Genomic DNA, 11,351 nt, shown 5'->3' with positions numbered 1-11,351 from the left:
ATGACCACTGGGCGCGAGTGGAAACGCCGCGACGCCTACCAGGATGCGGACTTCCTGCGGTTCTTCCTCATCGGGGCGGACCACCAGACCCGGTGGGCGTTTGACGCTCCCGACTCTCCCGTCCGCCTCGCTACTGTCCCCACGGGGTTGCAGGGCGCACCGTTCAAGCACGACTACCAGGAGTTCGTCGGGGTGGAGGGTGGCCTGTACCGCGGCACGGTCGATGAGCGCGGCAGCATCACTCTGAAGGTGTGGGTGGCTGACCCCCGGTCTTCGGCGTGGGCGCGCCGCCAGCACGCCCTGTGGCGCGAGTCTTTGGGCCGCGGGAAGACCCCCTCCCGCCTCTATGCCGTGTCGAAGGAGTCCGGCTACTGGTGGATTGACGTGCGCCCCGAGTCCATTGCAGAGGTGGACTACATGGCCGACGCCACCCCGGGCCTTGTCGGTGAGCTCGGGGAGGTGGTCACGTTCACCACGGACAAGTCGTTCTGGACTCGTTTCGAGGAAACCCGCATCTTCACCCCCGCCACCGGGTTTGCCGCGGAGATGCGCAACCTCGGCGACCAGGAGGCGTGGCTGCGGTGGGCGATTACCGGCACCCACTCCGGCGTCGAGGTTGGGGTGGGTGATGACGTGCACTTCCTGCCCGACCCGCGCACCCTGCGCACCGAAGCCGACCTCCTTGCGGGGAAAGATCCCGTCTACGGCTACGTTGTCGACACTGATGAGACGTGGCCGGCGCTCATGTCAACCAGTGGCGAGGACCTTCGACCCTTGTTCCCCCGGGTGTGGTGGTCGAAGCCGCTGCCGCCGCGGGGTGTGGACCGTGGGCGTGCCACGAAGCTCACCATTTCCCCACGCAACCCCGGCCCGGATTTTCGCGTTGAGGTCGCGTACACCCCGAGGACGGAGCAGGCATGGTAGAACCACGGTTCGGCACGAACCCCCTGAATATCACCGTCCACAACAACGACTACACCGACGCCCGCCGCATCGGCCACTACATCAGCGCGAAGTTCACCGAGGAATTCGGGTTCACCGCCGGAACGGGCGAGCTAGTCGTGGAAGCGTCGCACCCACTGGCGGGGCGTCTCATGCAGGCCGACAAGGATGTTGTGCCGATCACCTGCGAGTACAACGGGTGGCGGTGGACAGGACGCGTCCAGTCCTACGAGGCGTCCGGCAAACCCGGCCGTGAAGTTGTGACCTGCACGCTGGTATCGGACGAGATTCAGCTGGCACACCTGCTGGCCATGTCTTCGCCGAGACTGCCGCTCGCGCTTCAGAAAAAGCGGGACTACCAGAACGGGCCGCTGCTCCAGGTGGTGCACCACTACCTGCTGGAGAACCTGGCGCGCACTGACCTGCCGACCTACCTGTTCATGCCGCCGCCGCGCCACCTGGATAAGTCCCCGAAGGTGGATGTGTCGGCCCGCATGACCTACATGCCCGATCTGCTGCGCGACGTCCTCGACGAGCACGACTACGGGTTGACGGTGCGTATGTGGTGGCCGGGGCAGCCCTTCCCGACGGGCAAAATGGTGCCGCTGGGTGTGCAAGGCCAGTCGATGCTGGAGGTCTCCCGCCTCACCCCTGTCGGCGACGTCCTCAATCAGACACTGGAGGTGGGCGAGAACTCAGCGCGGGCCAGGCGCGCCGAAGCCGACAACGCCATGAACCCCACCGGCGGGTCCCTGTTCAAACCGACGAGCCCCGGCATCATCATCCAGGTCACTCCCATCCGCGAGAGGGAGCATGTGCGCTTCTCCACCGGCTCGGGCGAGGTCGAGTCGATTACCCTGTCGGGGAAGGGCACCGGCCCTGTGCGCGCCGTCGTGGGCGGCAAATCCGACGATTGGGTCAACGAGCTCATGGGCCTCGGCATCGACTTCGCGGTGCAGGGCATCATCACCGCGATTGGTGGTGCTCTGGGGTCTGTGTTGGGCCCGGGCGGAACGGCCATCGGCGGCATCGTCGGCGGGATGATCGGCTCCGTGCTGAAGAACCAGACGGAGGACACGGTGTTTGCGTTCACCGACCGGGTGGATGTGCGGCGTCGCGCTGCGGAGGGACCGTTCCACCTGCGCGAGAGTTTCACCAGCTCCAGCGCGGGTGTGTTCACGTACGACACCTCCGCCCTCGCGGAGCGAGCTCTCCTGGAGGCGCAGGGCGGGCAAACCATCGAGATGAAGATGGTAGACGGCTGCTCCAAGATTCTCGGCGACGATTCCACCGCCGACAACGGCAAGCCGATCCACGGCTACCGGGTGGGCGACCGGGTGCAGCTGCACGAGCACCTGTCGGGAGCGACGCTGACGGACATCATCACGGGGGTAGAGATCGTCGACGAGGTGGGTTCGCGGGTGAGGGTGACCCCGCGGGTCGGGAAGAGACGCAACCTCACGAACCCCTACTTGAAGATGGTGGAGGGGATGAACGACATCTTCTCCACGATCCGCGACCTGGGGCTGGCGACGTAGGACAACTCCCCTAGCGGGCCACCATTTGCGGTAGTAAAAGCAACTGCCATGTAAAAGGGGGGCCGCGATGGTCACGATGCCGGTTCAGCGCGGCTTCGAAGTCACAAGCCCATTCGGCCCGAGGTGGGGCACCACCCACTGGGGTACCGACTTCGGGCTCACAGGCGGGTCGGGCGGGAAACCGGTTTTCGCGGTGAAGGACGGCACCGTCACCAGGGCCGGGGCCGCCAGTGGCTTCGGCCAGTGGGTGACGGTCGACCACCCAGCGGCCAACGGGGGAGGGGAAACCGTCTACGGTCACGTCATCCCCGAGGTGCGCGTCGGCCAGAAGGTGCGCGAGGGGCAGCGCATCGCCCGCATCAACCCCGACTCCCGCACCAACGGCGGGGTCGCCCCGCACCTCCACCTGGAGTGGCACCGCTACTCGTGGTCTCCCCCGGGGCCTAACCGCCTCGACCCCATGACCATGCTCCGCGGAGCCAGCTGGCCAGGCGACCCCGCCCCACAGGCACCTGCACCACCACAACGGAAAGCCCCCGCCATGAACGTCCTCGATTGGTCGCCGCGCTTCAGCTTCGGCAAACCCCGCCCCACACACCAGATTAAGAACATCATCATCCACGTCACCGTGAATGCCCCCGGCACACCGGCGGAGAACGTAGCCAACTACCAAATCCGCTCGCAGTCCGGCTCCTACCACGAATTGTCGGACACGACGATCAAGCACCTCATCGAGAACACCGACGACTGGCTCACCTGGTCCAGCGGCAACTACGGCAACAACATTGGCCTGCACCGTTCCTTCGTCCTGTGGGGCACCGAAACCCGCGTCCAATGGCTCCAATACGACCGGATGCTGCGCGAAGCCGCGAAACGCGACGCCGAATGGTGCCGAAAGTACAACATCCCCCCAATCAAACTCTCAGCCGCTGACCTACGCGCCGGGAAGAAAGGATTCGCCGGCCACTTGGAAACCGGCCAGGCGTGGGGCGGCACCGACCACGTCGACCCCGGCATTGGCTTCCCGTGGGACGTCTACCTCGGTTACGTCCGCGACAACCTCAACCCACCTAAGGAGACCCCCAACGTGCTCACCCCCAACTTCTTCACCGACTTCATCAAAGGCTTCATCGGCCCCCTCATCTCCGACGCGAAGGACATCCGCCAGCAGCTCACCGGCGGCCGCGACGCTGGGCAGTACGGCGGTTGGTCCGTCTCCCAGCTCGTTGACAACGCGAGCTCCAAACCCGGTGACTACGCGACCGTGCCGGAAATGCTGGCACTCGTTCTCACCCGTCAAGACGAACTCAAGGCCGAGCTCGCCGAACTCAAGAACATCAAGGAAGGACGATAACCATGTTCGCCACCACCTTTTGGAAGGGCGCCGCGGAGCGCGCCGTCAAGACTTTCGCCCAGTCCCTTGTCGCCGCAATCGGCGTCGGCACCGCCGTGCCCGTCTGGGAGCTCGGCTGGGAGGAGATGCTCGGCATCGCCGCCACCGCCACCGTCCTGTCCGTCCTGACCTCCATCGCCTCCGCAGGGGCCGCAGAACCGGGCACCCCGAGCCTCGTCACGACCACCGAGCCCCGTGACACTGATGCCCTGGTCGCCGGCGCCGCCGCAGCCGAGCTCGCCGGCATCCCTACCGCCAACCCGCACGATCCGCCCCTCGATGACGTGGCGGGCGGTTCGCATCGTCTCGACCACGAATAGGGGAGAGTCATGCCCATCGAGCACCTACCAGCACGCATCCAACCCGCGGCACTACGGGTGCGGGCGTGGCTTCTCACCGACGCCCCCGCACTAGTCATCGTCGGGGCGGGGCTTCTCCTGCGCGGCGTGACCTACCTGCCGATCTACTTCGGCGGCCCGGGGGCAGGATCACACCCCGCCGAACTTTTGCTACCCATCGGGTGGTGGGCAGCCATCTGGATCACCGTCGGCGCACTATGCCTCGTGTCGCTGGCCGTGTGCAGGCTCGCCCCCATCAGCCTCGGCCTGGGAGTGGGCCTGCATGCCGTGTGGGCGATGAGCTTCATCGCCGACGCAATCATCGACCAGTCGCCACGCGCCTGGCTCCCCGCCGTCGGCTACGCCAGCGTTGCCCTGCTTGTGGTGTGGGCGGTGTGGCGCGGGTCCCGCGATGTCATCCCGGAGGGAGCTGTTGCCAATGAGCTTCGGAAATCCTAGTGGCGAACTCGTCACCCTAATCATCGGCGTCATCGGTGCTGTGCTGACCTTTTTTGGTGTGCGGGTGAAAGCCAAAAGCGACCGCGAAGCGGCCGCGCCCGCCGGTTGGCAGTTGCTGACACAAGAGATCAAAGAATTTTTCGATCGGCAGCTTGAGGAACGCGACAAGCGGATTGACGCCCTCGAACAGCGCGCCGCCCGCCGCGACGCCTACGACCGCTGGCTTATCACACTCGGCTTGCCCAGGCCCCCGTTCCTCGGGTTCGACGAATGGGTGCTACAAAACCCCACCGAAAACGACGACTAGCCCCCACCACCAGGTGGGGGTCTTTTTTCATGCCTGCTCAAGCCACGCCGCCACCTCACGCCCCGCGGCACCGTCGCGCTGCCGCCGCCCGCGATCATAGAAATCGATCATCGACGCGTCCACATGCCCAGTCATCGCCATGATCTCCGCATCCTCAAGGCCAAGGTCGCGGGCCAGGGTGACGAAAGACCTGCGCAGCGAGTGCGGGGTGATCCGCTGCTCACACCCCGCTTCCTCCGCAATCGCCGTGACCCAGCGGCGTGCTGTCTGGGAGTCCATGCGCCGCCCCCGATGGCGAAACACAGGCCCGGTGGAGCGCCGCGACAACAGCGCGGCGACATCCTCGCGTGCCGGGGAGGGCAGCGGCAGAATATCGGTGTGGCCGTGCTTGCGCAGCAGTGTGACGCGCACACCATCCGTTGTGTCACAATCATCGACGTCAAGGGCGAGCGTTTCCCCGAGGCGAAACCCCGTCACAATGAGAGTGGAGACCAGGGCGCGCACATCCACGTCCTCCACCGTGCGAGCGGTGGCGAGGATGCGGCGCAGCTCGTCGGGGGTGGCAAACGTGCCGGATGGTCCACGCCCAACACGCGGCCGCCGCACCCCCCACGCCAAGTCCGTGCGTGTGAGGCCGCGCCCGTGGGCGTCGCGGTAAAACCCACAAATCGCGGTCGCCGCCGCCTGCGCTGCTTTCGGAGGCATCGTCGCCAAGTAGCGCTCAATGTGGATGCGCGACACACTCCACGGGTCGAGGTGGGAATCCTCGCACCACCACAACCACGCCCGCAACGCCCGGCCATAAGATGCGCGGGTGGAACCCCGGTAGCCGCCCACCCACTCGGCGGCCGCCCGCTGCGGCGACACCACCCAATGCTCACGCCCCGGCGGCACCGGATTCAGCGCCTCCACGCGTTCACCCGCCCCTGCTTCAGCGGCGCATCCTCCGGCCCCCGAATGTGCGGCGCCACAAACACAGGCTTGCGCTGCGTGCGGCCAGGACCGCAAGCCTGCTGCCGCCAATGCCCCCGCACAAACCACCTGCGCGAATACTCACGCCGCCCCGTGCCAGGGGCAGCGTTAGGTTCGTTCTTCTTCGCCAAGCGCCGCAAGTCAATGATCTGCACCATGTCCCGTTTGGCGGGTTTCTTTTTCGGCTTCCCACCAGTGCGCTGCGGCTTTTGCCTGCGCACCGTCGAAACGGTGGGCTGCTGCATCAAAAGCCACGACGCCCCAATCACATGCAACACCTCGTGCATGGTCTGGTCCTGCAGCTCGACCTTGTCGGGGTGGAAAGCATGCCCACCAAGGGTGGTGAACACACCAATTTCGTAGAGGTCGCCGCTCACAGGGGCGGTGCGCCCACGCTCCGCAGCCGACGACACAAGCCCGTAGAGCGTCAGCGTCAAATATTCCGCGTCAAAAGACCAATGAGCAGCCACAGCTTGCGAATCACTGATGATGCGCTCCGCCACACCTTCATCTGTGAAACCAGGGGCGACACCGTCGAATCGTCCGATTGGCTGCTGCCACAGCATGAACCCGGCCGTCGCCGGGGCCGCGATCTCCGGCGTCCACTCGGGCAGCGTCGCCGCCGCCTGCAAAGCAAGAGTGGTCATGTCGGACGACGCCCAGAAAAGTTCAGCGCGGCGCAGCGTTGGGATGTGGCGCCGCGTGATGGCAGTGCCGCGCTCCTCCTCCGGGATGAATTTCTCGTGGGCGACGATAGCGTCGCGGATTTCGGGAAGTTTCCAAGCTGGCGTGGGCCTCACAGCTGCTCCTGCTTCCGGGTGATCTGCTGGATGCGGGCGCGGGACAGGCCGGTGATCTCCGTGACTTCTTTCATGCGTGCCCCGGCGCGCAGGGCGGCGATAATGTGCCTGTCGCGCTTGTCGGCGTGGAATTTCGCCGAGTCGACAGCGTCGTGGTGAGCCTCTACTGCGTCCGCGAGGTGGTCGAGTTCGCGGGTGCCGAGGTCGCCGGCGCGCTGCGCTTGCCGCACCGACTCGGTGAGGAATGCTGCGTCGTCCGGGTTGATGTCGTCGGGGTCGATGGTGCGAGAGTCGAGCGCCTCCACCTGGCGGAGGTAGGTGGTGAGGGCGTCGCGGGCGGCGGCCTCGTCGATGTCGAGGGTGGCGGCGGTCTGGGCGGCCAGGTCAGTCAGGGTGGCCATGGGGGGTCCTTTCGGGTGGGGGATGAGGGGAAGCCCCGCCGTGGCGGGCGGGGCTGGTGCGTGGGGGCTATGCCCACTCGGTGATGGTCCAGATGCCGGGCAGACCCCGGAGCCACTCCTCGGCGGCCAGCTCATAGGGGGCGCTGTCCTCGGACGGCTCGACGTAGAAGCCATCCTCGGTGCCGATGCCGTCGGAGGCGGGCGTTTCGAGCAGGTCGCCGGTGTGGGTGCGCAGCTGCACAAGGTCGCTGTGGTGGCCCTGCTCGGCGAGGGTGACCTCGGCTGTCAGCGAGGTGACCTGGTCGAAGGCGGCGTAGAAATCGGTGCCGTCGAGGGCGAGCTGGGCGATTTCGGTGCGCTGCTCGTCGGTGAACTCGCGGCCGGTCTCGCGCTCGATCTGCGCGAAGGCGTCGAGGTTGGCGGTGATGTAGTCCTGGGTGGTGGTGGTCATGGCCGGTCCTTTCGGTTGTGTTCCTGTCTCGCTGACACTGTTCATGTTAGTCACCTAACCTCCGCCGCGCAAGAGGGCTAACATGTGGGGGTAACCGATGGGGGTAGCGGGGGTTGATAAACCGATAACCCGCCCCGCCCCGCCGACCGCGGATCTCGAAAAATCCCGATCCAGCCCTAAGCCATGCAGCACGCAACGCACAACACGCACACTGCGCACGGCCATGACCAGCGCAAACACAAAACCCCCAGATCGGGAACCCCAGCAACAAGTAAATTGATAATTTGTTCACCGAGCGCAACCTAGACGGCCATGCGATACCGTGCCCGCGCCCCACAAGGGACAACGGCGCGCCCGGATCACGATGACGGCCAGACACCCCCAACTCAAGGAGCACTCATGGCCGATAGCGTGCCCACCCTCCGCGATCTCGAAACGAAGCTCATCCTCCGGTGGGTAGACACGGAGGACTATTTCGCGACCCAGCGAGCCACCATCGAAGTCACCCCTGACGCCGCCTACCTCGAACTGCCCCGCGGCCGCCGCGGCGAGAAGGGCGAACCGGGCGACCCCGGCCCCGGCTTCTGGTTCCGCAGCCTCATCACCGACAAGCGCCAACTCCCCACCAACCTGCGCGACGTCGACCGAGGCGCGGCCTACCCCGATACGGTGAGCAAGTCCTTGTGGGTGTGGGACGGCAAAGACTATTTCGAGATTCCGAACTTCATCGGGCTCCGTGGTGAACCGGGTGTGACCCCGCGGGTGCAGATCGGCTCCGTCACCCCGGGCGGCGACGCAAGCGTGAGCGTCAACCAGGCCGCCAGCACGGAGGACACCTTCGTCCTCGACTTCGTCCTACCCCAGGGGCCTGTCGGCCCACCCGGCGACAAGGGCGACACCGGCACCGCCTCGAACTTGTCGAGTTCCCCCGACGTGGACATGTCCCGCACCCCCGCGGCTGGTGAGGCCCTGACGTGGAACGGGTCGAAGTGGGCACCGCGCAACATCCTCTCCCCCATCGGCCCGTTCATGATGGGCCCGAACGATTTCCAGTCTTTCAGCCAGGGCCTTATCGGCTCGGGTGAGGTGAAGGAGAAGCTGATCGGGTCGATGACGGTGCCAGGTCTACCGTTCGACTGGCGGCCCCTGGTGGTGGGCGGCAACCTCACAGTGGAGACCCCGCTGGGCGTGGCGTTCAACGCGGAGGTGCGGGTGGGCAACGCCCAGAAGGGCGACATTGTGGGCCACGGCGTGGGCAAACCTTTCCAACGCAAGGAGGAGGCAATGTCACTGCACCCGTGGTCGACGGGGCAGGTCACCCCGGGGTCCACTTATGGAGTGGTGAAGGCGAACACCGCGACCACCATCTACGTGGTGCTGAAGAAGGTGATGGGCACGATTGGTGGGTGGGAGTTTTCCCGCAACAACGCTGGTTTGACGTTCATGGCGATGCCCGTCAACACCGGATTCTAGGGGGCGAGCATGGCTAACGACGATTTCCTTCCCTCGGACCAGGTGCCGTGGTTCCCTGCCCCCGCGGGTGACGGCACGCAGCCGAACCCGCACAACTCGATGACCCGTGCGGACACGTTCGGCATCCGCCCGGACCTGTTTGTGCAACTAGCGGAGACTGTGCCCACCCGCCCAGAAATCGACGCCTTGGCTAAGGGTGCCGCCGCCTCCGAAAAGAATCTAAACAACCGACTAGACCTCCTTTCCCCCCTCCAGGATTACGGGTCACTGTACGTCCCCGCAGGCAAAGAGCTCAAGGGGGAAGGCACTCTACCGTTCACCGCTCAGCTCGGCCCCATGCGCGGTTGCGAACCGTACCGCAAAGGCATCCGCCTGCTAGACAAGGGTTTGTGGGACATCCGGGCCCAGGCCACCTTGTCGTGGATTCGGTTTGCGACGGGGAAGGGGGAGGTCGCGCTGATGGTTTACACGCCAAGCGGGGCGGTGTTCGCGGAGCAGCGCGCCAAGTTCACTGACAGCGATGAACATACGGTCTCGATCGTGTCCTCTGTTGTGATACCGGAGCCTGGGTATTACGCGGAAGTTCTTATCACTTCATCGGCTGGAGCCCGGGGTATCTATTCTGGGCCCGCTTGGTCGCGTTTGGTGGCGCAACACATTTCCCGCGCAAGCTCTGGCCAGTGGGGTGATGGGTCCGGACCGTCGGACAAGCCGGTGGATGCCCCGTCGGATTCCCCGACGTGACGGACGGACAACTGCACGGGGGTGTGATTGTGACCTCTGATTAGGAGGTTCATGTGCGATTCACAACGGTTAAGCGGGCGATAAGTGCGGTGCTGCTCGACGGGGATGACCCCGACGCCACCCCGGAAACCCGTCAGGTGCAGGGGCAGGTCACGTTCACCCCCGTCATGGCGGAGGGTGACAGCGTCCAAGTCCAAACCGCCGACGGGCCCGTAACTGTGGTGTTGTCCCCCATCACGGTGCGAATCTCGGACGGTGTGGTCATGCACCGCGGGGCCGTCGGGGTCCAGTTGTTCGCAGGCGGTGAAGGCTCCAACCCGCCGCTCATCCGCTGGCGCGCCTCCTTCTCCAACCTCCAGGCCCAGGGTGTGCCCCTCACTCTCCGCGACGTGGTGTTCGACGCCATCCCCGACGGGGAAGTCGACCTCACCGCCGTCGCCCCCCTCGCCACCAAACCCGAGCCGATCGTGCGGGGGCCCCAGGGAACCTCCATCGCCGAGCTCACTGTCGAAGGCGGAGACCTCATCGTGTGGGGGAAGTCCGAGGCAGGTGTCAGCAAGTTGTCGGTGGTGTCATTGTCGGAGCTGACGTCTGAAGCTGCTCGGAAAGCGGCGGCGGATGCTGCCGCGGGTGTGGATGCTGCGGTTCGTGCTTCTCGTGACGCTGCCGCCTCGTCCGCGTCTGCGGCGAAGACCAGCGAGGAGAAGGCTAGGGACTCGGAGGCGAAGGCGGCCGGGTCTGCGGCGGCGGCGAAAACCTCGGAGCAGGCCGCGAAGGGTAGCGAGTCGAAAGCAGCCGGATCGGCCGCGGCCGCGAAAATCAGCGAGACGAACGCGAACATGGTGGTGGATCACGTGGTGGAGTCGGCCACAGCCGCCAAAACCAGTGAGGCGATCGCGAAGGAGTCGGAGGCGAACGCGGCTGGGAGCGCTGCGACGGCGAGGACGCAGGCCGACAGGTCGAAGGTGGAAGCAGACAGGTCAAAGACGGAGGCGGATAGGGCGGCGCAGGCGGCGGCGGAGTCGTCTGTGAAAGCCGTCAACGACCGGGTGAATACGCTGCTCGCGGGTGCGCCTGAAGCGTACGACACGCTGCTCGAGATTGCTCGCGAGTTGGAGCGCGGCCAGACGGCGGAAGCGGCGTTGACACGGGCCATCGCCACGAAAGCGGACAAGCAGCACACGCACACTTTTGATCAGATTGTGGAGCCGCCAGATGACGGCTTCGAGCAGAGGACACTAACCCAACTGTTTCAGGAGTTTTCGATCATCCTGCAGCATTTGAGTGACACAACAGCCCCCACCAGTCACACGCACACTATGTCGCAGGTGACTGACCTGCCCACGGTGTCGCAGTCGGCGGCGGGCAGCAGTCTGGCGCAGCGGGATTCAGCGGGCCGGTTGACGGTGTCCGCACCGACGTCGGCGGCGCACGCCACTACTAAATCCTATGTGGATGGGGCGGTCTCCGGGTTGGTGGTGGTGGGGAACACCAGCGCCACTGATGGCAACCTGCACATCGTCTACGAATAGG

13 protein-coding genes are annotated in these 11,351 nt (G+C 65.6%); 9 read left to right on the top strand and 4 right to left on the bottom strand.

All coding sequences use genetic code 11. The annotated features are described in order from the left end of the window. The 6 genes from BLT81_RS01435 to BLT81_RS01410 all read left to right on the top strand — a co-directional run bounded on the left by BLT81_RS01435 (position 1) and on the right by BLT81_RS01410 (position 4,977). The gene (locus BLT81_RS01435) at positions 1–924 is read left to right on the top strand and encodes a hypothetical protein (RefSeq protein WP_231286560.1); all 924 of its coding nucleotides are present in this window, start codon (positions 1–3) and stop codon (positions 922–924) included. Further along, positions 918–2,480, top strand: a complete 1,563-nt coding sequence (locus BLT81_RS01430; RefSeq protein ID WP_019193351.1) for a Gp37-like protein — start codon at positions 918–920, stop codon at positions 2,478–2,480. The genes BLT81_RS01435 and BLT81_RS01430 overlap by 7 nt, the downstream gene beginning before the upstream one ends. A 67-nt stretch (positions 2,481–2,547) precedes the next feature. Beyond that, the gene (locus BLT81_RS13040) at positions 2,548–3,834 is read left to right on the top strand and encodes a peptidoglycan DD-metalloendopeptidase family protein (RefSeq protein ID WP_019193352.1); all 1,287 of its coding nucleotides are present in this window, start codon (positions 2,548–2,550) and stop codon (positions 3,832–3,834) included. Positions 3,835–3,836: 2 nt separating this feature from the next. Beyond that, a complete protein-coding gene (locus BLT81_RS01420) occupies positions 3,837–4,193 on the top strand; it encodes a holin (protein ID WP_019193353.1) in 357 nt (118 codons plus the stop codon). A gap of 9 nt (positions 4,194–4,202) precedes the next feature. Further along, complete coding sequence (locus BLT81_RS01415; protein WP_019193354.1) at positions 4,203–4,670, top strand: hypothetical protein; 468 nt, start codon at positions 4,203–4,205, stop codon at positions 4,668–4,670. Then, complete coding sequence (locus tag BLT81_RS01410; RefSeq protein WP_019193355.1) at positions 4,651–4,977, top strand: hypothetical protein; 327 nt, start codon at positions 4,651–4,653, stop codon at positions 4,975–4,977. The genes BLT81_RS01415 and BLT81_RS01410 overlap by 20 nt, the downstream gene beginning before the upstream one ends. 27 nt (positions 4,978–5,004) lie before the next feature. On the opposite strand, the gene BLT81_RS01405 is transcribed toward BLT81_RS01410, so the two are convergent. The 4 genes from BLT81_RS01405 to BLT81_RS01390 all read right to left on the bottom strand — a co-directional run bounded on the left by BLT81_RS01405 (position 5,005) and on the right by BLT81_RS01390 (position 7,601). Next, a complete protein-coding gene (locus BLT81_RS01405) occupies positions 5,005–5,889 on the bottom strand; it encodes a tyrosine-type recombinase/integrase (protein WP_019193356.1) in 885 nt (294 codons plus the stop codon). Continuing rightward, positions 5,877–6,749: a hypothetical protein gene (locus BLT81_RS01400; protein WP_019193357.1), complete on the bottom strand. Its 873-nt coding sequence runs from the start codon at positions 6,747–6,749 to the stop codon at positions 5,877–5,879. Before BLT81_RS01400 ends, BLT81_RS01405 begins: the two co-directional genes overlap by 13 nt. Then, a complete protein-coding gene (locus BLT81_RS01395) occupies positions 6,746–7,150 on the bottom strand; it encodes a hypothetical protein (RefSeq protein ID WP_019193358.1) in 405 nt (134 codons plus the stop codon). Before BLT81_RS01395 ends, BLT81_RS01400 begins: the two co-directional genes overlap by 4 nt. 67 nt (positions 7,151–7,217) lie before the next feature. Further along, positions 7,218–7,601: a hypothetical protein gene (locus BLT81_RS01390; RefSeq protein ID WP_019193359.1), complete on the bottom strand. Its 384-nt coding sequence runs from the start codon at positions 7,599–7,601 to the stop codon at positions 7,218–7,220. Between the two features lie 399 nt (positions 7,602–8,000). Between BLT81_RS01390 and BLT81_RS01385 the strand changes: the two genes are divergently transcribed. From BLT81_RS01385 to BLT81_RS01375, 3 genes are read left to right on the top strand one after another with little or no spacing between them, the layout of a single operon-like run. Beyond that, positions 8,001–9,074 (top strand): hypothetical protein, encoded by a 1,074-nt coding sequence (locus BLT81_RS01385; RefSeq protein ID WP_019193360.1) that lies wholly within the window; start codon positions 8,001–8,003, stop codon positions 9,072–9,074. 9 nt (positions 9,075–9,083) lie between these two features. Continuing rightward, the gene (locus BLT81_RS01380) at positions 9,084–9,818 is read left to right on the top strand and encodes a hypothetical protein (protein WP_019193361.1); all 735 of its coding nucleotides are present in this window, start codon (positions 9,084–9,086) and stop codon (positions 9,816–9,818) included. A gap of 53 nt (positions 9,819–9,871) precedes the next feature. Beyond that, positions 9,872–11,350, top strand: coding sequence for a hypothetical protein (locus BLT81_RS01375; protein WP_019193362.1), 1,479 nt, complete (start codon positions 9,872–9,874; stop codon positions 11,348–11,350). The last annotated feature ends 1 nt before the right edge of the window (position 11,351 follow it).

Source organism: Corynebacterium timonense, from assembly GCF_900105305.1.
Classification (GTDB): domain Bacteria; phylum Actinomycetota; class Actinomycetes; order Mycobacteriales; family Mycobacteriaceae; genus Corynebacterium; species Corynebacterium timonense.
The sequence above is the reverse complement of the archived record's forward strand: the minus strand, read 5'-3'. Positions and strand labels throughout refer to the sequence as shown.

Coding starts and splice junctions, on each gene's coding strand:
- BLT81_RS01385 (WP_019193360.1), top strand. CDS start 8,001: ATGGCCGATAGCGTGCCCACCCTCCGCGATCTCGAAACGAAGCTCATC.
- BLT81_RS01415 (WP_019193354.1), top strand. CDS start 4,203: ATGCCCATCGAGCACCTACCAGCACGCATCCAACCCGCGGCACTACGG.
- BLT81_RS01435 (WP_231286560.1), top strand. CDS start 1: ATGACCACTGGGCGCGAGTGGAAACGCCGCGACGCCTACCAGGATGCG.
- BLT81_RS01410 (WP_019193355.1), top strand. CDS start 4,651: ATGAGCTTCGGAAATCCTAGTGGCGAACTCGTCACCCTAATCATCGGC.
- BLT81_RS01390 (WP_019193359.1), bottom strand. CDS start 7,601: ATGACCACCACCACCCAGGACTACATCACCGCCAACCTCGACGCCTTC.
- BLT81_RS13040 (WP_019193352.1), top strand. CDS start 2,548: ATGGTCACGATGCCGGTTCAGCGCGGCTTCGAAGTCACAAGCCCATTC.
- BLT81_RS01395 (WP_019193358.1), bottom strand. CDS start 7,150: ATGGCCACCCTGACTGACCTGGCCGCCCAGACCGCCGCCACCCTCGAC.
- BLT81_RS01430 (WP_019193351.1), top strand. CDS start 918: ATGGTAGAACCACGGTTCGGCACGAACCCCCTGAATATCACCGTCCAC.
- BLT81_RS01380 (WP_019193361.1), top strand. CDS start 9,084: ATGGCTAACGACGATTTCCTTCCCTCGGACCAGGTGCCGTGGTTCCCT.
- BLT81_RS01420 (WP_019193353.1), top strand. CDS start 3,837: ATGTTCGCCACCACCTTTTGGAAGGGCGCCGCGGAGCGCGCCGTCAAG.